Raw genomic sequence first — 20,814 nt, 5'->3', positions numbered from 1 at the left:
TTGTGCTGGGGGCATGAACAGCAGGCACAAGTCCCGTCCCCGTTCCCCCCGCCACGCCCTGAGCACGGTCACCGCGGTCGCCGTGCTCGGCCTCACCACGGCCGGGTGCGGCGAGCAGGGCACCGGCACCCGGGACGAGGGGAACGGCAACCCGACGACGAGCACCGGCGCGAAGGTGCTGTGGCTGGGCGACTCCATCGCGGGCGCCGAGGCTCCCGCCCTGGGCGCGGCCCTGAAGGCCAGTGGGGTGGAGTTCGAGAACTCCTCCTCGGATGGCGGGGGCACGATCGTCGACAGCGGCGAGAAGATCACGCGGATGATCTCGGCCGAGACCTGGAAGCAACTGCGCAAGGACATCGAGTCGTTCCGTCCCACCGTGATCGCCTACCAGGTCACGACGTACGACTGGGGAAGCCCGGACCAGCAGCGGGCCGCCTACGAGAAGGCCGTGGACACGGCCGAGGACGCCGGGGCCAAGCTGGTGTTCGTCTCGCCGCCGCCCATCAAGATCGACGCGTTCTACGGGCCGCACGAGGCGCAGATGCGCACCGCCCCCAAGGCAGCCGCGGAAGTCGCCGGGAAGAGCGGTGGCACGGCGGCCTTCTTCGACGCCTCGCAGGTGTGGGGCACCGACGCCTCGGCGGCCAAGGCACAGCGCGCCGCGGACGGGATCCACAACTGCCAACAGGGAGCGGCCGCCTTCGCCAAGTGGTTCACCGACAAGCTCGGCGAGCAGGAGAACTTCACGCCGGCGTCGGTGGACTCCTGGGCCCGGGAATCCTGGACCGGCGACGAGCGATACGACAAGCTCGGCTGCGCCGCCTGACGGAACGGTCGACTTCATGCTCTCGCGTCTTCCGTCACCCGCACCCGCGCCCGGCCGCACGGTGCCCGCCCGGCGCCGTGTGACACGCCGCAGCGGGGTGGGCCGTGCGCACATGGCAGCCCTCGACGGGCTGCGCGGGTTCGCGGTCGCGGCCGTGCTGCTCTTCCACGCCGGGCATCTGCGCGGCGGGTTTCTCGGCGTCGACCTGTTCTTCGTGCTCTCCGGCTACCTGATCACCGGGCTGCTCCTCGGCGAGGCGACGGGGCGCGGCCGGATCGCCCTGGCCGTGTTCTGGTCCCGCCGGGCCCGTCGCCTGCTGCCCGCTCTCGTCTGCGTGGTGGTCGTGACCGGAGCGGCCACATGGGCGTGGGGGAGCACGGCGCAGCTGCGCTTCGCACTCGACGACATGCCCTGGGTCGGGGCCCAGGCGGTCAACTGGCACTACATCGCCGAGCAGGTGGGCTACTGGAACGCCTCCGACACCCGCGTCTTCGCCCACCTGTGGAGCATCGGCGTGGAGTGGCAGTTCTACCTGGTCTGGCCGCTGGTGGTGGCGGTGGCCGCCCGAGGACGGTGCGGTGAGCCGCTCGTGGCTTCGCTCGCCGGCGTGGGCGCCCTGGTCTCCCTCGCCCTGACCGTCTCGCTGGGGGCGGCGGTGGACACCACCCGCGCCTACGAGGGCACCGACACCCGTGGCGCCGCCCTGCTGCTCGGGGCGCTCGCGGCCACCGCGCCGGTGTGCGACCTCGCGCGCCGCGTGCCGCGCCGCGCCGCCGACCTCGTCTGCCTGGTCCTGGGGTGCGGGCTGCTGGCGGCGTGGACCGTGACCGAGGGCGAGACCGCGCCCCTGCTCTTCCGGGGCGGGCTCTTCCTGCACTCTCTCGCCGCGGCCGTGATGATCGTCCTGATGGCCCGGGTGCCGGGCACCCGGGCGGCACGGATCGCGGGCGGCCGCCTGCCGCAACGCCTGGGGGAGCTGTCGTACAGCCTGTATCTGTGGCACTGGCCGGTGTACCTGCTGCTGTTGCCCCGATTGTCGGGGCTCGGGGACCGGGGCGCGACCGTCGTCGCGATCGGGGTGTCGCTGGTGGCCGCGGCGGTGACGAAGCGGTTCGTCGAGGATCCGGTGCGGTTCCGGGCGGGGTGGGCGCGCGGCAGGTGCGGAGTGATCGCGACGGCCGCGGCGGCCCTGGCCGGAGTCGTCCTGTGGGCGGCGGTGCCGGAGCCGGTGCCGGGGGCGGGCACGGTCGACATCGGCCGGTTGGAGTGACCCCCGGCCCCCGGCCCCCCCCGGGCCTCCTGACGGCTCACACAATGGTCGGAACAACACGCTCACCGTGGAAGGGAATCCGTGAAGGGAATCCGTACATGAGCCGTGTCCTGTTGATCGAGGACGATCCGGCCGTGCGCCGCGGTGTCGTCCTGGGCCTGGCCCGCAACGGGCACGAGACCGAGGCGGTCGGCACCGGCGAGGACGGTCTCGACGCCCTGGTCGCCATCAAGCCGGATCTGGTGCTCCTCGACCTGATGCTGCCCGGCATGAGCGGCCTGGAAGTATGCCGCCGCATCCGCGAGACCAGCCAGGTCCCCATCGTGATCCTCTCCGCGCGCGGCGACGACATCGACGTGGTGATCGGCCTGGAGACGGGCGCCGACGACTACGTCGTCAAGCCCGCCGGCGCCGCCGTCATCGAGGCCCGGATGCGCGCGGTGCTGCGCCGCGTCGCCCCCTCCCCGGGCGGCGGCGACACCGGTGCCGGTCCGACCTCGGTGGGCGATCTCGAGATCGACCGCGACGCGCTGATCGTCCGCAAGTACGGCGAGGAACTCCCTCTGGCCCCCTCGGAGTTGAAGCTGCTGCTCTTTCTCAGCGCCGCCCCGGAGCGGACCTTCAGCCGCCAGCAGCTGCTGGAGGACATCTGGGAGCACAGCTACTACGCGGACGCCCGCCTGGTCGACGCCTGTGTGATGCGGCTGCGCGCCAAGATCGAAGCGGATCCCCGCCGCCCGGTGTACGTCCAGACCGTACGTGGCTTCGGCTACCGCTTCGGCCCGCTGCCCGCATGAAACCCATCCTGCCCCGCGGGCTGCGGCCACGCCTGGTCGTCGCGTTCGTCCTCGTCGCCGCGCTCAGCGCGTCGATCACCGCCCTGCTCACCTTCCGGCAGGCCCGCAGCTCGATCCTGGACCGCACCCAGAACAGCGCCGTCCGCGAACTGCGCCTCCAGATCGCCTCGCTCGCCCCCAACCTCCCGGCCGATCCCACCGACGTGGATCTGCGCATCTTCGCGCGCCGGCTGGACAGCGCCTCGGACGCGCACGGCCGGCACACGGCCGTCGCCCGCGACGGCGGGCCGCTCATCGGCACCGCGAGCGGCGTCAGCGGCGCCCTGCGCGACGCGGCGGAGAACGGCGACGCCACCTTCTACGAGCGGGTCGAGCACGCCGACGGGCCCCGGCTGCTCATCGGCATGCCGATCAGCTACACCGGTGGGCGCGAGGGAGCGCGGAAACCCTCGGGGCTGGTCGCCTACGCCGTCCTGTCACTGGACGGCGAACAGGCCGACGTCTCCGCCCTGATCACCGCGGCCTGGGCGGGCGCCGTCCCCACGCTCGCCTTCGCCGTCGTGCCCGCCCTGTTCGCGGCCCACCGGGTGCTGCGTCCCGTACGGCAGCTGCGTACGGCCGCCGAGAAGATCACCTCGGGCGCCCTGGACACCCGCCTGGACATCGTCGGCAAGGACGAACTCGCCGCGCTGACCGGCACGTTCAACACCATGGCGGCCGCACTGGAGCGGGACGGCGCGGAACTGCGGCGGATGGAGGCCCATGCCCGCCGGTTCGCCGCGGACGTCTCGCACGAGCTGCGGACGCCGCTCGCCGCCATGGCCGCCGTCACCGACGCCCTCGACGAGGACGCCCGCTCCGGCATCCTGCCTCCGGACACCGCCGACGCGGTCCTCCTCATCAGCGACGAGACCCGCAAGCTGACCGGCATGGTCGAGGACCTCATGGAGATCTCCCGCTTCGACGCGGGTGCGGCGGTGTTGCACCTGGACGACGTGAGCCTGCGCACCGTCGTCCACAAGACGCTTCACCTGCGCGGCTGGCGCGAGCCGGACGAGGTGATCACCGAGCTACCCGAGGACGACCCGCGCATCCGGGTCGACGCGCGGCGCATCGACGTCGTCCTCGCCAATCTGATCGGCAACGCGCTGCGCCACGGCGCCGCTCCCGTCACGGTCCGGGCGACCGCCACGCGGGAGTCCCTGGTGATCGACGTCGCCGACGCGGGCCCCGGCATCCCCGACGAGGTCCTGTCGCACGTCTTCGACCGTTTCTACAAGGGGGACGCCGCCCGGGGCCGGTCCGAGGGAAGCGGCCTGGGACTCGCCATCGCGAGGGAGAACGTACGGCTGCACCACGGCACCCTCACCGCCGCCAACCTCCCCGGCGGCGGCGCGGTGTTCACCATCACGCTCCCCCTCACCCCCCGGCAGGAGGACCAGCCATGAAGCGCCGACTCACCTGTCTCGTAGCCGTGGTGGGCGTGCTGTCGGCGGGCTGCGGGATCGGCTCCACCGGCCCGGTCCGAGCCGGCGCCCCGGCGTCCGGCCTCCGCGAACCGGGGTCCTCGCACCACTATGCCCGGCTCTACTTCGTCGGCCCGTACGGCATTCAGGCCGTCACCCGCGAGGTCGACGCCCCTCCGACCCCGCAAAAGGCACTCGACCTGCTCCTCAGGGGCCCCGACGCCGCCGAACGCGCTCGCGGCCTGAGCACCGAGGTACCTCCACTCGACGGGGGGCTGGTCGCGCAGGGCGCCGACGGCGCCGTGGACGTGCGCCTCCCCGTGACCGTGGCGAACATGACCCGTGGTGGCGGTCTCGGGCTCAGCCAGGTCATCTGCACCGCGGCCGGCGCCCAGGCGTCCGACAGCGGACGATCCCCCGAGGTGGACGTACGGGTCTACGAGGAGGGCTACGAGACACCCTGGACCGTCCGCTGCGACGCGGCGGGCGACGTCGTTCCGGTGCCCGCCCCGTAGCCCCTCGCGGGTGCGACGACGGCAGCCGGGCGAGCGTCAGGAGAGGCTCGGCAGACCTGTCAGATCCCGCAACGCGGCGAGGACCTGACGGTTGTCCCGGAAGTGGACGGCGTGCCAGCCCCGCCGTCGGGCCGCGGCACAGTTGCCCGCGAGGTCGTCGACGAGCACGCAGTCCTCGGGGGCGACACCGGCCGTCCCGGCCGCCAGGTCGAAGATCCTCGGGTCGGGTTTGCGGACGCCGACCTTGCACGAGTCGATGAGACAGTCGACGTCGCCGGCCGGGGCGACGATCGCCCGCCAGTACGGCTCCCACTCGACGACGTTGTTCGACAGGATGCCCACGCGGAACCCGTTGTCACGGGCGCTCCGCAGGGCGCCCACCATCACCGGGTTGGCCGTGACACCGTCGAACCACTGCTCGCCGAAGCCCTCCAGGCGGGCACGGCTCAGATCGAGCTCCGGGTGACGGTCGGTCAGGACACGGCGGAGACGGCGCCCCCACTCGGCCTCCGTGAGAGCGGCGAGCTCGACGGGCGCCAGGGTCGGCATGCCCAGCTCGTCCGCGACCTCCTTCATGGCGGCCTGCAGTTGCGCGGGCGCGATGCCGGTCTTGCGGTGGTAGGCGTCGTACAACTCGTCCAGGGGCGGCGAGAGTACGCCGCCGAAGTCGAACCAGACCATGGGCAGGGGCATACGGAGGGCCCTCCTGTTCAGCAGGCATGGTGCGCCGGGGCCTGGGCCGAGGCAGGGATGAGGAACCGGCCGATGGGGCTGGTGCACCGCAGGGCGACCTCGGCCGTGGAGATCACGGCCTTCTCCTGGAGCATCTCCATACGGAAGACGGCCGCGCCCGGCGTCGCCCGGTCCTCGACCAATTCGGCTTGGCACACGGTGGGCAGTTCGAACTCACCGAACCGTGTGAAGGCGGCCGCGCAGTGCGTCAGCGTCAGCCGCCGGGGCGACAGGCCCAGCAGTTCGTGGGCCGCGTGCAGGGCGGTCTGCCGGTATGCCTCGAAGAACAGCGCACCGGGGATGTGGTCGAGCGGGTGGTCGAACAGAGCCGGATGCGCCTGGTCGACGATGATTTGAGCCACGACCTGGCGTCCGACGGCCGCCGCATTCGCCAGGACGACGTTGTCGGGCGAGCGCCGCCCGACCGCGGCAGGGCTGAGCCGGCGGCCATGGGGGTGCGGGCGCGGAGTCTCCAGGTCGAGGGCGGCACGGCCGCGTGCACGCAGCTTGTCCCACGCCTCGCCGGGCATCCACTGGATGGTCATGGTCATGGATGCGGCGTCGTGGCCGTCGACGGCCAGCCGCATCTCCAGGGTGACGCCGACGAGCTCGGCGCCGCGGTGCTTCTCGCCCGTGACGGTGACGGTCAGCAGCCCCCGCCCGGGCAGCCGCCCGATCTCCAGCGCAGTGGTGTCGAGGACGGTGAACTCGCCGGAATTGAAGCTGAATTTGCTGCCCAGCGGGACGGCGCAGTGTTCGTGGGCGACCAGGATGGAGGTCTGTCGGAACACTTCGAGTAACAGAAGCGGGTCGTAGGCGGCCGGATTCACCAGGTGGTCGCTGTAGTAACTGTGGACGCGCGGCAATTGCGCCGCGACGAGGAACTCATTGTCGGAACGGCGCCGAGTATCGGTCAGAAACACCTCGCAGATGGCGGCGCGATGTACGAGCTGCCGGGAGACGGTTGCCGCGTAGGACAGGGCATTGTTTTCCGAAACGGACATGTCTTGCACTCCCTCGAACCAGGAAGGGTGAAAAGCGCCTCTCAGGACTCCTGCTCCTCGAAGCTCTGTGTGCCGAGCACGGCGAGTAGTTCCAGTTTGGCGACCGAGTCGGTCCCGACAGCGGGGGTGAACCAGAGCAGTCGCTGCCGTCCGTCCTCGCTGAACAGGTTCAGACAGTTGACCTCGAGGAGTCCGAGCTCCGGGTGTATCAGGCGTTTTCTGTCGTGGCGCCGGAACGAGACGTCGTGCTGCGCCCAATGCTCGGAGAATTCGGGACTCCGCGTGCTCAGTGCCGTGATCATCGCGCGGACATCGGGGTCAGCGCCGCGCCGGGCCGAGGCCGCCCGCAGGTCGGCCACGAAGGAGCGGGTGTGCTCGGCATGGTCCTCGGGCGGGTAGAGCGCCCGCGCTCGCGGGTCGGTGAACCACCGGTACAGGAAGCTCGCGGACCATCCGGTCGTGGCCGGCGGCGGACCGAGCAGCGCACGGGCCGCCGGGTTCTGTACGAGCATGACGCGCAGGTCGGTGACCACCTGGGCCGGTGTGCCCCCCAGTCGGTGCATCAAGTCCAGCATCCCCGGGTGGACATGGTCGGCCGGACTGCCGGACGGGGGCACCGGACGGCCCGCCAGGGCGAAGAGGTAGTCGCGCTCGTCCCGGCTCAGTCGGAGTGCCCGGGTGAGCGCGGCGAGCATCTGCTCCGAGGGTTGGACGCCCGCCCCGCGCTCCAGCTCGATGTAGTAGTCGACCGAGACACCGGCCAGTTGAGCGACCTCTTCACGGCGAAGACCCGGTACACGGCGGCGTGGCCCGGTCGGTAGGCCGACATCCGCGGGTCGAATGCGATCACGGCGTGACCTCAGAAAGCCACCCAGTTCCGAAAGATTCACACCACCACCCTGACCTGAACGGACCCGGCGTTCCAGGGGTTGCCGACCCCCGCCAGGCCGGGCAGCGGTTGTGCGGGAGGGTGGATCCGACCCGTGCCGTGCGACAGGGGCAGGCCCGTGCCGCGGTTGGCGTGGGCGATGATCTCCGCGGTGATGGAGAGGGCGGTCTCCTCGGGAGTCCGGGCACCGAGGTCCAGGCCGATCGGTGAGTGCAGACGGGCCAGCTGCTCCTCGGGCACGCCGGCTTCCCGGAGCAGGTCGACGCGGCGGTCGTGGGTCCGTCGGGAGCCCATGGCGCCGACGTAGCCGACGGGGAGGGCGAGCGCCGACCGCAGCAGGGGGATGTCGAACTTGGCGTCGTGGGTCAGGACGCAGACGGCGGTGCGGGCGTCGGTCTCGGTGGCCGCGAGGTAGCGGTGGGGCCAGTCGGTGACGATCTCGTCGGCGTGCGGGAAGCGGGCCCGCGTGGTGAAGACGGGGCGGGCGTCGCACACGGTGACGTGGTAGCCGAGGAAGCGGCCGGCCTGACTGAGGGCGGCGGCGAAGTCGACGGCGCCGAAGATCAGCATGCGGGGGCGGTGTGCGTGGGTGTGGACGAGGACGGTCAACCGCGTGGGGCACGTGTCGGCTTCGCCGCCGACCTCGACGCGTGCGGTGCGTCCCGCGCGGAGCAGCGCACGGGCGTGCGCCGCGACCACCTTGTCCTCGTTCGCACCGCCGAGGGAGCCGTCGTGCGTGCCGTCGAGGATGCCGTCGTGGGGACCGCCGTCGGATACGCGGAGGGTGCGGCCGAGGAATTCCCGGGGGCCGTCGATGACGTGGGCCACGGCGCAGGGGCGGCCCGCGAGCACGGCCTCCAGGGCGGCGGCGAGGTGCGCCTCGGCGGCGGGGTCCACGCGCTGGACCAGGACCTCGATCTCGCCACCGCAGGTCAGGCCGACGGCGAAGGCGTCGTCGTCGGAGTAGCCGAAGCGGGTGCGAACCGGTGGCCCGCCGTGTGCCAGGACGTGCCGGCACAGGTCGTAGACCGCCGCTTCGACACAGCCGCCGGAGACGCTCCCGACCGCGGTGCCCTCCGTGTCGACGGCGAGGGCGCTGCCGACGGGCAGGGGTGCGCTGCCGCTGACGTCGGTGACGGTGGCGAGGGCGAAGGGACGAGCCCTGCCGTACCACTGGTGCAAGGTGTACGCGATGTTCAGCATCGCCGGCCTCCGTGGGTAGGTGCGCCTTCACCGCTCGGGATCCCGGGGTGGTCCGGTGAGTGCACCGGCCGCCCGAGGGCTCAGAGCAGTGCTTCGGCGGTGATGGGCAGGTGGCGGATGCGGCGGCCGGTGGCGTTGAACACGGCGTTCGCGATGGCGGGCGCCACTCCGACGATGACGATCTCGCCCAGACCCTTGACCCCGATCGGGTCGGCCTCGAAGTCCTCCCCCTCGATGTAGATCGCCTTCATCTCGGGCATGTCGGCGTGGGTCGGCACGAGGTAGTCGGCGAGGTTGGCGTTGACGATCCGCCCGTCGCGGTGGTCGGTGACCGTGTGTTCGAGGAGGGCCTGGCCGATACCGCCGGTCATGGCTCCGATGGCCTGGCTGTCGGCGAGTCTCGGGTTGATGATCCGGGCGGCGTCGTACACGCCGACCATGCGCCGGACCCGTACCAGGCCGAGGCGGGCGTCGACGGCCACCTCGGCGAAGGTCGCGGCGTAGGCGTAGAAGGAGAACCTCTCCGATTCCGGCGCCCCGGCGTACGAGCCGAGCGCTTCGAGGTGGCTGCGGTCGTTGCGGGCCAGGAGCCGCCGGTACGTCTCCCCGCGGGTGGGATCGTCCTTCACGAACAGCCGGCCGCCGCGTACCGCGACGTCGGCGGGGTCGACGCCGTGCAGCGGTGAGTCCTCGTCCTGGACCGCGAGCGTGATCGCCTGCCGGCGCAGCTTGTCGCAGCCGTCCTGGACGGCGGATCCGACACTGGCCATGGTCCTCGAGCCGTGGTGGCCGGGAGCCAGGGGCAGGTCGGAGTCGCCGAGCCGGAAGGTGATCTGGCGCATGGTCAGGCCGAGGGCGTCGGCGGCGACCTGGGTCATCGACGTGGCCGTGCCGGGGCCCATGTCGCTGGTGGCGGACTGCACCAGGGCGGTGCCGTCGGCGTCGAGCCTGACCGAGGCCTGGGCCTCGCTGCGCGCGGTGTCGTACACACCGGCGGCCATCCCCATGCCGATGAGCCAGTCGCCGTCACGCGTCGAGCGGGGCTTGGGATTGCGGCGGTGCCAGCCGAACTCGCGGGCCCCCGCGCGGTAGCAGTCGCGCAGGCGTCGGGTGGAGAACGGCAGCCCACTGGACTCGTCGTCGGAGGGTTCGTTGCGCAGCCGCAGTTCGATCGGGTCCAGGCCCAGTTCGTGGGCGAGTTCGTCCATCGCCGTCTCGACGCAGAACGCGCCGCTGGAGTAGCCGGGGCCACGCATCCACGTGGGCGTGTTCACGTCCAGCGGTACATGGCCGTACACCTGGCGGACGTGGGGTGTGCTGTAGAGCATCCGACCGGCGGCGAGAACGTCTTCGCTGTGCCTTTCGTAGCGGGAGGACTCGGTGCGGACGTCGTGTACCGACGCGGTCAGACGGCCCCGCCGGTCGCTGCCCAGCCGCAGGTCGTACTCGTACGCGGGCCGGTACCCCACGCCGAAGTACGTCTGCCTGCGGGTGAGGACGAGTTTCACGGGGCGTTTCACCTCGCGGGCGGCCAGGGCCGCGATGGAGGTGTGCACCCAGGTCCGGCCGCCGCTGCCGAAGGCGCCGCCGACGGCCGGCGAGATGACGCGGATCTTGTCCGGCGGCATGCCGAACTCGGCGGCCATGGTCTCCACGGTGCCCTGCACGTGCTGGGTCTTCTCCCAGAGCGTGAGCCGGTCGCCGTCCCAGCGGGCGACGGTGCCGGCCGGCTCCATCGGGTTGTGGTGGTTGCGGGCCATCCGGTACGCCAGGTCCAGCGTGACGTCGGCGGACTCCAGGGCCCGGTCCGCGTCACCGCGCGCGTAGGTCTCGGGATCGTCCGCGGGATCGGCGGCGCCCAGGTCGGTCGAGGGAGGCCGGGCGTCGTAGGAGACCTTCACCAGGCTCGCCGCGTGCTGTGCCGTCTCCAGCGTGGTCGCCACCACGACCGCGACGGGCTGCCCGAAGAACCGGACGCGGTCGTCCTGGAAGGGGCGCAGCGCCTCACCGGGTGGGAACCCCGGTTCACGGTGCGGCAGCTTGGGGGCGTTGAGGTGGCTGATCACTTTGACGACGCCGGCGTGGGCTTCGGCGGCACGGGCGTCGATGCCGGTGACCCGGCCGCGGCCGACGCTGCTGTCGACGATGACCGCGTGCACGACCCCGTCGGGGCTGTTGTCCGCGGCGTACTTCGCCTGCCCGGTGACCCTCAGCCGGGCGTCGACCCGCGGGACCGCCGCCCCGACCGCTGCCTGTGGCTGGCTCACTGGGTGCCTCCTACGGTGCGCAGCTGACGTTCGACGGTGCGTTTGAGCAACTCCACCTTGAAGCCGTTGTGCCGGAGGGGACGCGCCCCGTCGGTCGCCTGCTCCGCGGCCTCGGCCCACAGCCCGTCGGAGGGGCGTTCGCCGATGAGGTGGCGCTCGACGGCGGACAGTCTCCAGGGCACGGTGCCCACGCCCCCGGCGGCCACCTTCGCCTCGCGGATCACTCCGCCGCCGACATGCAGGGCGACGGCCGCCGAGGTGAGGGCGAACTCGTAGGACTGCCGGTCGCGCACTTTTAGATAGCCGGATTTCAGGGGACGCGGGTGGGCCGGGACCTCCACGGCCGTGATCAATTCGCCTGGGCGGAGGGCCTGTTCGCGGTGCGGGGTGCTGCCCGGCCGGAGCAGGAAGTCGGCGAAGGGCAGGCTGCGTGCGCCGTCCGGGCCCAGCAGGTGCACGGTCGCCTCCAGCGCCGCGAAGGCGACGGCGACGTCGGAGGGGTGGGTGGCCACGCACCTGTCGGAAGCGCCCAGGATCGCGTGGCCGCGGTTGTAGCCGTGCAGCGCGGCGCATCCGGCGCCGGGCTCGCGCTTGTTGCAGTCGGCGGTCACGTCACGGAAGTAGGTGCACCGGGTGCGCTGCATGATGTTGCCGCCGATGGTGGCCATGTTCCGCAACTGGGCCGAGGCGCTCAGTTCCAGCGCCTGCGAGATGACGGGGTACAGGGCGCGTACGCCCCGGTGGGCGGCGGCCTCGGACATTCTCACCAGTGCGCCGATGCGCAGCCCCCCGCTCTTGGTGACGACGATCTCGCCCAGGGGCAGCGGGCTGATGTCGACCAGCGAGCCCGGGTGTTCGACGGTCTCCCGCATCAGGTCGACGAGGGTGGTGCCGCCGGCGATGTAACGCCCGCCGTGCCGACCGGCACTGAGGGCTTCGCGCGTGTCCGCGGCCTTGGTGTAGGTGAAGGGGTACACGGAATCGGTCCTCACTTCCTGCCCGCGGCCTGCTCGATCGCGCGCTCGATCTTCACGTAGCAACCGCAGCGGCACAGGTTGCCGCTCATCCACTCCCGGATCTCCTCCGGCGAGCCGGTGTGCCCCTCCTGGATGCACGCGACGCCCGACACGATCTGTCCCGGCGTGCAGAAGCCGCACTGGAAGGCGTCCTGGTCGATGAACGCCTGTTGCAGGGGGTGCAACCGGTCGCCCTTCTCCAGGCCCTCGACCGTGGTGACCTCGGCGCCCTCCAGCCGCACCGCCAGCGTCAGGCAAGAGTTGACCCGGCGTCCGTCGACCAGCACCGTGCAGGCGCCGCAGGCCCCGGCGTTGCAGCCCTTCTTCGCACCGGTCAGGCCCAGGCGCTCACGCAGCAGGTCGAGGAGCGAGGTGCGGTTGTCGATCGTGACGGTGTGCCGGACGCCGTTGACCGTCAGGGAGACGCGGCTCCCGGGAGCCGCCTCGGCGGCCACCGCCGCCTCGGCGCCGAGCGGAGGCGGCCCGGCGACCAGGCCGCCGGCCACGACCGTTCCGCCGATGGCCGTGCTCGTGGCGATGAAGGCACGTCGCGAGGGCGCCGAGGAGGACGCAGGGGGGTCAGCGGGAGGAGTTAAAGCTGGTTCGGGACGTTCGGTGGACATGTCCACGCTCCCTCGGTGTGGGTACGGGTGATCGTGAAGGGTTCCGGGCGTCCACCCAGCCTTCAGCACTCGACTCACCGTCATCCAGCGGCTGTTGTACCAAGCATGTTCATTCGGTCCCGCTCGTCCCCGGTGGCGCAGGACACGTTCATGACAGGATTGCGCTGGGGAAAGGTCAGGGAAGTCATAGGGGTGCCCAAGATTGACGTGAAGGGATGACCCGTGACGTCCACTGCGCCTCCCCCCATTCCTAGGGCCGCAGGATCGTTCCCGTTTATCGGCCACGCTCTGAAAATGCGCGACAACCTCGGCTTCATCGACTCGCTGCGCGATACACGGGAACCACTCGTCGAAATCGTCCTGCAACCCGGGACGCGCACCGTCGTGGTCCAGGACCCGGCCCTGATCCACCAGATGCTCAAGGCCCTGGGGCCCAGCCTCGACAAGGGCCGGCTCTACGACAAGCTGGGCGAGCTGCTGGGCGACAGTGTCGTCACCGCCACCGGCCGGAACCACGTACGCAAACGCCGCCAGCTGCAACCGGCGTTCGCCCACACCGAGATCAGCCGGTACGTCGACATCATGCGCGCCGAGGTGACGGCCACGGTCGCCGGCTGGGAGCCCGGGCGGACCCTCGACGTACGCGAGGCGATGGTCGGGCTCAGCCTCGACATGCTGGCCAAGACGGTGTTCGCCGGCAGTCTCGACGACGCCGTCTTCCGCCAGCTGCGCAGCGACCTGTCGGTGGTGATGAACGACGTCGGTGTGCGCATGATGCTGCCCGACTGGGTCGAGCGCCTGCCGCTGCCCTTCAACCGCCGCTTCGACCGGGCCCGGGCCGGCGTACGGGCCACCATCAACACCGCCGTCGACGAACTGCAGGCCTCCGGGCACGACACCGGGGACATGCTCTCCATGCTGCTGCGTGCCATCGACGAGGAGACCGGCCAGCCGCTGACCGGACATCAGATCTCCTCCGAGATCTTCACCCTGGCCGTGGCGGGCACCGAGACCACCGCGTCGGTGCTGTCCTGGACCCTGTACGAACTCGCCCGCCACCCCGGCATCGAGGCCAGGGTCCTGGCCGAGCTGGACGCGGTCCTCGGCGAACGGCCGGTCGCCTTCGACGACGTGCCCCGGCTGCCGTACCTGAACCGGGTGATCACCGAGACCCTGCGGCTGCACCACCCCGGCTGGCTGGTCACCCGCCGCACCATCGAGGAGACCCGGCTCGGCGCGTGGACGCTGCCCGCCGGCACCGAACTGGCCTACTGCCAGCACGCCCTGCACCGCGACCCCGAGCGCTTCCCCGACCCGCTCACCTTCGACCCGGACCGGTGGAACGACGCCGCGCAAGAACTCCCGCCGGGCGCGTTCCTGCCCTTCGGGGAGGGCAAGCACAAGTGCATGGGGGACCGTTTCGCCCTCACCGAGATGGTCACGGCGCTCGCGACGATGCTGCGTTCGGTACGGCTGGAACTCGCCGAGGGCCAGGTCATCCGCCAGGTCGCCCGGCTCACCGTACGGCCGCGCGCGCTGCGGATGACCGTCCGCCCCCGAGAACCGTCCCGAGCCGGGGCCGGCCTCTAGCGTGTCTCTTCGCTGGGGGCCGACGACGAGCGCGCGCCGCGCCTGCGCGGAAAAGCCACAGCTTGTCCACCGTGTGGTGTTCCGGTTGCTGGTCGGTGAGGTTCCGGAGGGCTTCCCGGTGCGTCATGCCGATCCTCGGGGCGGCGCCTTACGCTGTGCTGCAACCCGGACCACCTGGAAGCCGTGCCGAAGAAGGACGCTCTGTCCCCACGGCCACGCGTACAGGCCGGAGAACGCGTATCGGACATGCCGCGCCCAGAGGGTCAAGAGCCGTCGGGTTCCCCCAGCGGTGTGAGATTTCGTGATACGTGAGAGGGTCTGAGGCGTGAGTGAGACACCGTCGAACACCCTGCAATACCGCTTTGACGGGCCAGAAGAGGCTCCCGTCCTGATCCTGGGTCCCTCCCTGGGTACCACCTGGCACAGGTTGTAGAGACCGTCTGTGGGCGTCCAGGCCAGTCCAAGATGAGCGCGTAATGCCAGGTCAGGGCATTCTGGTCCGGGGGAGTCGACGCAGTTGGTGATAGACGTGTGACAGCGGCGTGCGACGAGAAGCCCCGCGGGTGCGGCCCGGCGGGGCTACTGAGTACGTGGGGTTTCTTGTCCGCCGTGAGCACCGCCGCACTCGGGGTCTCCTCTCCCGAGCGCCCGAAGCATGGACGCGGTGACGACACGCGTCTTACGGCCGACGCACAGATCCGACCCGGGAACTCTTCGCGACCAACCAAGTCGTAGCCTTCACCTCTGCAAAGTCCAACGCCTTTGGCGCATTGCGGTCCACTTTCCTGTAGGCCCCCTCCATACGGGCTCCGTGCCACGACGAAGCCCCGCCGGGGCTCGGCGGGGCTTCTGTGCACAGAGGTTGTGACGGAGTGCAGCGGCCGGCGTGGGCACCGTTGTACTCCGGCTCTCCGCGGGCCAGGTCAGTCGTTCCCGGTGGTCCGGCTCACCAGTGCGCCGTACGCCAGTTGCAGCGCGTCCGCGCCGGCCAGTGCCGCGAGCGCGCCCATGGCGGTCCGGGTTGCCCGCGGCCACAGCAACTGGCCGGCGGTCAGGGTGGACACCACCCAGACGCTCGTGCAGAAGGGGCAGGTCACCAGCTCGCCGACGGTGTCCCTGCCGTCCTCCGGCTCCGCCTCCTCGTGCAGCTCGGCGGGGCCCTGCGGGCCGACGTACCGCGTGAAGGGCGCGCGCAGCGGGCTGGTGACGGACGCCTTGCTCAGGAGCCTGCTGAGCCGGAAGGTGGCGACCGAGGTCAGGACCACGTCCCAGGGGTGGGGCCGGTCGGGCAGGGGGCACCCGCGCAGCCGTACCGCCGTGGCCCAGGCCGCCGTGTACGCCCCGAACCCCGTCATGGACGCGAGATAGCCGCCCAGCGGCCGGTCGTGCCCTGCGGAGTACCGTCGTCCGGTGCGCCGGGCAAGATCGCGCAGGCGTGGTGCGAGGCGGTTGTCCGTCTTGTCAGCTACGGCGTCACCTGTGGTCTCAGCCTTGTTGTCAGGCGTGGTGGCCAGGGGATCCATGGGTCACACCCTCCTCCGCGGAGCCCGGTTCCCGCTCTGTCTCCCGGCTGCTGTCCGTGTGCTCCGCCCGGTCGTCCTGGCGCAGGCGTATCTCGACGTGGCCGTCGGTGATCCGAGTGTCGAAGGCGGGCTGGGGAGCGGTGGCGGGGCCGCGTACGTTCCAGCCGTCGGAGAGGCGGAAGACGCTTCCGTGCCACGGGCATTGGACGCATCCGTCGGCGATCGTGCCCTCGGACAGCGGGCCGGCGAGGTGGCTGCACCGGTCGGCCAGCGCGTGGACGGTGCCGCCGGTTTCGCGCACGACCAGGACCGGTACGTCGTCCACACTGCGCCGCACGGGCCGGCCGGCCGGGAACTCGTCCACGGTGCCGATCCGGTGCCAGCCCTCCGTGACCACGTGCGGCACCTCTTCGGCGTGGTTCGCGCCGGATGCCTGACGGTAGGCGAGGTGGCCGCCCAGCATGCCGCCGACTCCGACCGCCGTCAGTCCCAGCAGGCCGTAGGCTCGGCCGGCCGCGTGGCGTCCCCTGAGGCGGCAGGTGAGTGAGGTGGCGTACAGCGCGGCGGCTGTCACGTTGCTCAGGGCGTGCACCAGGCCGACGCGTTGCTGCTGGCGGTGCAGTTCCGCCCAGTCGGTCCAGCCCGCCAGGGCCGCGGGGGCGGCGGCGGTCAGACCGACGCCGATAAGCACTTCCGCTTCACGGGAGCGGCCGGGCCGCAGATCGAGCAGGGCCGCGGACAGCCAGCTGCCGATCGGCACCTGCACCATCAGCGGATGCACGGGGTGGCCCAGCCACCTTCCGTGCAGCGCGTCCCGGCCGCGACCGAGCGGCAGGGCACGCACACCCCGGCCGATCGCGTCGATCACCGCATCGGCCCGGGGCCCTCGTTCCAGGCGGTCCAGCAGCCACAGGACCCGGTTCTGCCGCATCCGACGGCGTGGCGTCGTGGTCATGAGCAGCCGGGTCCCCACCTGCACATATCGCAAACGGCCGACCAGGCCGGATGAACGCCGGCAGCGGCCCCACGTCAAGAGCAGGTGGGCGAGGACCCGCCGCGGCAAGGCGGCATGGACTGCCTGTTCCTCAGGGATGGCCACCCGGGTCGCGGAGTGGGTCCGGTACTGACGGAGGCTGTGCCGGCTGAAGCGTGCGCACTCGGCCTCAGCCAGGTGCGGTGGCAGACCGCGAGGAGAAGCGACGTTACTTCCTGTCTGTCGACCAGAAGTCCGTCGTCCAGAAGCCGGTCATCAGACGCGACTGGGATCCGATGACGGGTACCTGGGAAGGACGGCCGGGCTGCTCGTCCTCGGCCTGAGGGGAACGAAGGAGGAAACCGTGCAGCGGCCTGATGAGGAACTGCTGGATTTCGATACCGGCGAGCTGGAGGACTGGGACGAGGAGCGCACACGAGCGGCCCTCGACGGCGAACACGGCACGCTCTACCGCAACCACCTCGACATCGCCCTGCACCTCGACCAGTGGGCGGAGGCCGAAAGCCGACGCACCGACACGGACGCGCGCTACAAGGCGGGCTACACCCAGGCCCTGCGGGACACGGCCGCGTTCCTGCGGCAGACCTACTACCTTCCCTGAGCCGGGCGAAGGATTTCGCCCGGACGCCCGGACGCCCGGAGTCCTGGCCCACTTCATGATCTGGCCGGCGCCGTTCCGCCCGCCGTGCCGGGCCCCGTGGGTTTCCTTCGATCGTGCGCGGGGGACCCGACGCCCGTGGTGGCATACGGAGCAGAGCAGCGGGTGCGCCTGCCGGCGCTGCGGGCGGGCTGGCTGACGCAGACGTTCGCCCACTGGCCGTTCCGGCCTGACGCGGTCCAGGCGCTCCTGCCCGGGGGACTGGTCGTGGACGAGTACGAGGGGGCCGCCTGGGTGGGGCTCACCCCCTTCGTCATGGCGGACGTGCGACCACCCGGCGTCCCCGCCGCGCTGCCCGGCCTGCCGACGTTCGCGGAGACCAACCTGCGCACGTACGTACGGCACCGTGACGGCCGGGACGGGCTCTGGTTCCTGTCCATCGAGGTCGCCTTCCCCCCGATGGTGGCGGCCCGCGCCATCGGCGCCCCGTACAACCCGGGCACCCTCCGCGTGTCCACGGACGGGGACACCGTCTCGTACTCCGGTTCCCGATGGATCGGTGACGCCTCCTACCGCCTGGTCGTCCGGCCTGGCGACCCGATCGAGCCGACGGAGCGGGACGTGTGGCTGACCTCGCGCTGGCGGGCGTACACCCGCAGGCTCGGCATGCTCTGGGAGACGCCCGTCGAGCACGAGCCGTGGCCGCTGGCCACCGCCGGCGTCGATGTACTGGAGGAGACACTGACCGCCGCGGCCGGCCTGCGGGAAGCCCCCCTCGGTGAGCCCCTGGTGCACTTCTCGGAAGGAGTCAGGCATGTACGGCTCGGGCCCTCCAGGCCGTGCGTCCCGGAGCGCCTCTCCCAGCCTTCCTGACTCCCCTCGACGGCATTCCGGCCCCGTCACGCGACGCCCGCGCGTGCGCTTCGACGGCTGGATCGCGGGCATGGGCACCTCCTCCGGCACACGGATCGTGCTCGGACACTGGCAACGGTCACCCTTCGGAGCGTTCAGCGACGTGATGCTGGAGCGGGCCGACGGGCACAGGCTGCTGCTGGCCCCCACACGCGAGACAGCGGACTTCATCAGCGGCACCTACGTCTTCGACACGGTCCATGTCGTCCCGGTCGAGGTGAGCGTCACGGACGACGCCTGGACCATCACCGCCGGGCCACTCGACCTGCGTTTCACCACCGGCCGGCGAGGGCTTCTGGGCTTCGCGCTGCGGACCGTGCCCGGCGCACTCGCCCGCCGTCCGGCATGGAGCGCGCTGACAGACCGGCCCGCCCCCCTGCTGCTGCCCGGCGTGCGCACCCGCGGCAGCGCCGGACAGGGCCGCCGGGAGTGGTACGGCGCCCGGGACCTGCTGCCGATCCGTGCCGTCTCGGCCGCCTACGGAGGCGCGGACCTCGGGGCGATGGCACCCGTCGAGCCGCCCGTACGCTTCGGGTTCGGTTCGGCACCGAGGAACCCCTCCGTCACCCGGGTCACGACGACGGTCGAACTCGGCCCGGCGTGACGGCGTCTGGGCAGGGGTACCCGGCCCGAACCTACGAAGGGATGTCCCTTGAGCAGAACCGGAGTGCGGGAGCCCGCCCACACGCTCGCGGTCGCGCACGGTGCCTTCAACATCGTGGGCGGACTGTGGCCCTTGCTGCACCTGCGCAGCTTCGAGTCGGTCTTCGGCCCGAAGACCGACGTGTGGCTGCAGATGACGACGGGCGGACTGCTCGCCTCCGCCGGCGCCGCCCAGCTCGCGGCGGCCCGGGACGCGCAGGGCCCGGCCCACGCCCGCCACATCGGGCTGGGCACCTCCCTGACCCTGCTGGCCGTCGACCTGGTCTACGTACCCAAGGGGCGGATTCGGCCGACGTACCTCCTCGACGCCGCGATGCAGACCGGATGGATCGCCGCCTGGCTGCGGTCGTCCCCCGCGCGGAGTACGGGGGACGTCAGGAGCGGCCGACGGTGAACGAGCGGCTCCCGTTATCACCGCCCGGACGGCTGCTCCCGACGCGCCGTTCGGTGACGACGGCCGGATTCATGCCCCGTAGGCATGCCTGCGGGGCAGCGGTCCGACGTGGGCGTGGCTCCCGGGGCGGGCGGCGGCGTGGCGCTGTCCGGGGCCCGGGCCGCCGCGGGCGGCCAAGGCGTCAGCGACGGCACCCGTGGCGAAGGCGTAAACGGCCTTGTGCAGCAGGTCCACGACGAGTTCCTTGCGGGGCCAGGTCTGCGGTGGGGCGCCGACGCCGGTCGCGTTCTCCAGGATCTGGTCGTTGGTGAGGCGGACGACGGCGAACTTGGCGGAGGCGACCGGTCCGCGCAGTCCGGCCTGGGCCATGACCGACCTGAGCACCCCGAGGAGGGCGGCCTGACCGTAGTGCATGGCCCAGTTGACCGGCAGCGGCTGGGGGCCGGGTCGTTCGGGCAGGCCGGTCAGCCGCTGCAGGACCCGCGCGGGCACATGGGAGTCGGGCCGGCCGGTGACGGCCTGCTCGATCTTCTCGCCGAGGGTCATCACGACGCCTCCGGCGGTACCGGCGAGCAGTCCCTGCCACAGTGCGCGCTTGATCATGCCCTGGCGAGTACCCGGTACGACCGCCTTCATCCACCTGTCGCGCGGCGTCCCGGTGGGAGGGAGGACCCCACTGTGCCGCCAATCTCTTCCATATCGCCCGGGCCGGCACACGGACCGCGCAAAGTACCGGCGAGATCCGCGGCCCGCTACACACCGCCGGAGTGGGTGGCGAGCGCAGGTGCGGGTACCCGTGGTGCGAATCACGCGAAACGGACATTTCTGACCCCACTCCTGATGTCGGAGGATGCCATGTCCTTGGTCGAGAAGCTGCTCGACGCCTACCCCGCCGAGACCGGGATGCCGCCCAAAATGCTGGGCGAGGCGGTCGACAAGCTGTACGAGTGCGCAGGCGTCTGCCTGACCTGCGCCGACGCTGCCGCCGCCGAGCAGGACCCGGAAAAGATCGTGATGTCCATCAAGTGCGTGCGCCTGGACAACGACTGCGCCGACCTGTGTACGGTCGCGGCCCGGATCCTGGCCCGCCAGACGGGATACGACGCGCCGACGACGATGGCGATCATCGAGGCGACCCGCACCGTCCTGCGCGCGAGCGCGGACGCTGCCGAGGAGTTCAAGGGCACTCCGTACTTCGAGCTGTCCGCGAAGGAGTGCCGCGAGACGGAACAGCTGCTGGGTCGGCTGGCCGAGCAGATGGGCTCGAGCGACGCCGGCGAGGGGTACCCCACGTCTCCGCCCAGCGCGACGACGCCTGCCGGAGCCTCCATGGGCGGCGGGGCAGAGACGTCTGGAACGTCCGAGGCGTCCCAGGAGGTCTCCGAGGAGCAACTCCGCGAGATGAACATGGACGAACTGCGCGACATGGCCCGCGACAAGGGCCTCAGCGGTGTTCACGACATGCGCAAGGAAGAGCTCATCGACGCGATCAGCGGGAAGCGCGGGTCCTAGCGCGGCGAATCGGTGGCCAG

Annotated in this window: 21 protein-coding genes; 11 read left to right on the top strand and 10 right to left on the bottom strand. The window is 71.4% G+C overall.

Translation table 11 applies throughout. The annotated features are described in order from the left end of the window. The first annotated feature begins 13 nt into the window (after positions 1 to 13). From ACSUPV_RS07470 to ACSUPV_RS07450, 5 genes are all read left to right on the top strand, one after another. The gene (locus tag ACSUPV_RS07470) at positions 14 to 826 is read left to right on the top strand and encodes an SGNH/GDSL hydrolase family protein (protein WP_436947163.1); all 813 of its coding nucleotides are present in this window, start codon (positions 14 to 16) and stop codon (positions 824 to 826) included. Positions 827 to 938: 112 nt separating this feature from the next. Continuing rightward, positions 939 to 2,096: an acyltransferase family protein gene (locus ACSUPV_RS07465; protein ID WP_436947162.1), complete on the top strand. Its 1,158-nt coding sequence runs from the start codon at positions 939 to 941 to the stop codon at positions 2,094 to 2,096. Between the two features lie 98 nt (positions 2,097 to 2,194). Further along, positions 2,195 to 2,893, top strand: coding sequence for a response regulator transcription factor (locus ACSUPV_RS07460; RefSeq protein ID WP_037759815.1), 699 nt, complete (start codon positions 2,195 to 2,197; stop codon positions 2,891 to 2,893). After that, positions 2,890 to 4,341 carry a sensor histidine kinase gene (locus ACSUPV_RS07455; RefSeq protein ID WP_436947161.1) on the top strand — a complete coding sequence of 484 codons (1,452 nt, stop codon included), beginning with the start codon at positions 2,890 to 2,892 and terminating at the stop codon, positions 4,339 to 4,341. The genes ACSUPV_RS07460 and ACSUPV_RS07455 overlap by 4 nt, the downstream gene beginning before the upstream one ends. Further along, positions 4,338 to 4,874 carry a hypothetical protein gene (locus ACSUPV_RS07450; protein WP_359793134.1) on the top strand — a complete coding sequence of 179 codons (537 nt, stop codon included), beginning with the start codon at positions 4,338 to 4,340 and terminating at the stop codon, positions 4,872 to 4,874. Before ACSUPV_RS07455 ends, ACSUPV_RS07450 begins: the two co-directional genes overlap by 4 nt. Positions 4,875 to 4,910: 36 nt before the next feature. Here the strand turns inward: ACSUPV_RS07450 and ACSUPV_RS07445 are convergent, their stop codons facing one another. From ACSUPV_RS07445 to ACSUPV_RS07415, 7 genes are all read right to left on the bottom strand, one after another. Continuing rightward, positions 4,911 to 5,567, bottom strand: a complete 657-nt coding sequence (locus ACSUPV_RS07445) for an HAD family hydrolase (RefSeq protein WP_051648505.1) — start codon at positions 5,565 to 5,567, stop codon at positions 4,911 to 4,913. 17 nt (positions 5,568 to 5,584) lie between these two features. Then, positions 5,585 to 6,610, bottom strand: coding sequence for a ScbA/BarX family gamma-butyrolactone biosynthesis protein (locus tag ACSUPV_RS07440; protein ID WP_382614964.1), 1,026 nt, complete (start codon positions 6,608 to 6,610; stop codon positions 5,585 to 5,587). 41 nt (positions 6,611 to 6,651) lie between these two features. Continuing rightward, positions 6,652 to 7,500, bottom strand: coding sequence for a helix-turn-helix transcriptional regulator (locus tag ACSUPV_RS07435; protein WP_037759810.1), 849 nt, complete (start codon positions 7,498 to 7,500; stop codon positions 6,652 to 6,654). Beyond that, entirely contained in the window at positions 7,497 to 8,702 is a 1,206-nt protein-coding gene (locus ACSUPV_RS07430; protein ID WP_359793138.1) for an XdhC family protein, read from the bottom strand. Before ACSUPV_RS07430 ends, ACSUPV_RS07435 begins: the two co-directional genes overlap by 4 nt. A gap of 80 nt (positions 8,703 to 8,782) precedes the next feature. Beyond that, positions 8,783 to 10,969 (bottom strand): xanthine dehydrogenase family protein molybdopterin-binding subunit, encoded by a 2,187-nt coding sequence (locus tag ACSUPV_RS07425; RefSeq protein WP_436947160.1) that lies wholly within the window; start codon positions 10,967 to 10,969, stop codon positions 8,783 to 8,785. Beyond that, positions 10,966 to 11,946 carry an FAD binding domain-containing protein gene (locus ACSUPV_RS07420; RefSeq protein ID WP_382614961.1) on the bottom strand — a complete coding sequence of 327 codons (981 nt, stop codon included), beginning with the start codon at positions 11,944 to 11,946 and terminating at the stop codon, positions 10,966 to 10,968. Before ACSUPV_RS07420 ends, ACSUPV_RS07425 begins: the two co-directional genes overlap by 4 nt. Before the next feature lie 11 nt (positions 11,947 to 11,957). Then, positions 11,958 to 12,608, bottom strand: coding sequence for a (2Fe-2S)-binding protein (locus ACSUPV_RS07415; protein WP_359793143.1), 651 nt, complete (start codon positions 12,606 to 12,608; stop codon positions 11,958 to 11,960). Positions 12,609 to 12,830: 222 nt separating this feature from the next. On the opposite strand from ACSUPV_RS07415, the gene ACSUPV_RS07410 reads away from it, so the two are divergent. Further along, entirely contained in the window at positions 12,831 to 14,198 is a 1,368-nt protein-coding gene (locus ACSUPV_RS07410) for a cytochrome P450 (protein WP_037759805.1), read from the top strand. A 923-nt stretch (positions 14,199 to 15,121) separates the two neighbouring features. Here the strand turns inward: ACSUPV_RS07410 and ACSUPV_RS07405 are convergent. Both ACSUPV_RS07405 and ACSUPV_RS07400 read right to left on the bottom strand, forming a co-directional pair. Continuing rightward, positions 15,122 to 15,721, bottom strand: coding sequence for a DUF1360 domain-containing protein (locus tag ACSUPV_RS07405; protein ID WP_436947159.1), 600 nt, complete (start codon positions 15,719 to 15,721; stop codon positions 15,122 to 15,124). Next, positions 15,696 to 16,676, bottom strand: coding sequence for a Rieske 2Fe-2S domain-containing protein (locus ACSUPV_RS07400; RefSeq protein WP_436947158.1), 981 nt, complete (start codon positions 16,674 to 16,676; stop codon positions 15,696 to 15,698). Before ACSUPV_RS07400 ends, ACSUPV_RS07405 begins: the two co-directional genes overlap by 26 nt. 382 nt (positions 16,677 to 17,058) lie before the next feature. Here ACSUPV_RS07400 and ACSUPV_RS07395 point away from each other — a divergent pair, with 382 nt between their 5' ends. The 4 genes from ACSUPV_RS07395 (at position 17,059) to ACSUPV_RS07380 (ending at position 19,282) form a co-directional block, all read left to right on the top strand. Next, positions 17,059 to 17,316, top strand: coding sequence for a hypothetical protein (locus tag ACSUPV_RS07395; RefSeq protein ID WP_037759804.1), 258 nt, complete (start codon positions 17,059 to 17,061; stop codon positions 17,314 to 17,316). Between the two features lie 135 nt (positions 17,317 to 17,451). Then, positions 17,452 to 18,186, top strand: a complete 735-nt coding sequence (locus ACSUPV_RS07390; RefSeq protein ID WP_436947157.1) for a YqjF family protein — start codon at positions 17,452 to 17,454, stop codon at positions 18,184 to 18,186. Between the two features lie 70 nt (positions 18,187 to 18,256). Continuing rightward, a complete protein-coding gene (locus tag ACSUPV_RS07385; protein ID WP_436947156.1) occupies positions 18,257 to 18,829 on the top strand; it encodes a hypothetical protein in 573 nt (190 codons plus the stop codon). 48 nt (positions 18,830 to 18,877) lie between these two features. Beyond that, the gene (locus ACSUPV_RS07380) at positions 18,878 to 19,282 is read left to right on the top strand and encodes a hypothetical protein (RefSeq protein ID WP_051648496.1); all 405 of its coding nucleotides are present in this window, start codon (positions 18,878 to 18,880) and stop codon (positions 19,280 to 19,282) included. Between the two features lie 69 nt (positions 19,283 to 19,351). Here the strand turns inward: ACSUPV_RS07380 and ACSUPV_RS07375 are convergent, their stop codons facing one another. Beyond that, complete coding sequence (locus ACSUPV_RS07375) at positions 19,352 to 19,885, bottom strand: hypothetical protein (RefSeq protein ID WP_037759801.1); 534 nt, start codon at positions 19,883 to 19,885, stop codon at positions 19,352 to 19,354. Positions 19,886 to 20,137: 252 nt separating this feature from the next. Between ACSUPV_RS07375 and ACSUPV_RS07370 the strand changes: the two genes are divergently transcribed. Next, positions 20,138 to 20,794, top strand: a complete 657-nt coding sequence (locus ACSUPV_RS07370; protein WP_102910208.1) for a Rho termination factor N-terminal domain-containing protein — start codon at positions 20,138 to 20,140, stop codon at positions 20,792 to 20,794. Positions 20,795 to 20,814: the final 20 nt, after the last annotated feature.

Source organism: Streptomyces sp. SudanB52_2052, from assembly GCF_964272415.1.
Classification (GTDB): domain Bacteria; phylum Actinomycetota; class Actinomycetes; order Streptomycetales; family Streptomycetaceae; genus Streptomyces; species Streptomyces olindensis.
Note: the sequence above shows the minus strand (reverse complement) of the source record. Positions and strands in the feature narration are given on the sequence as shown.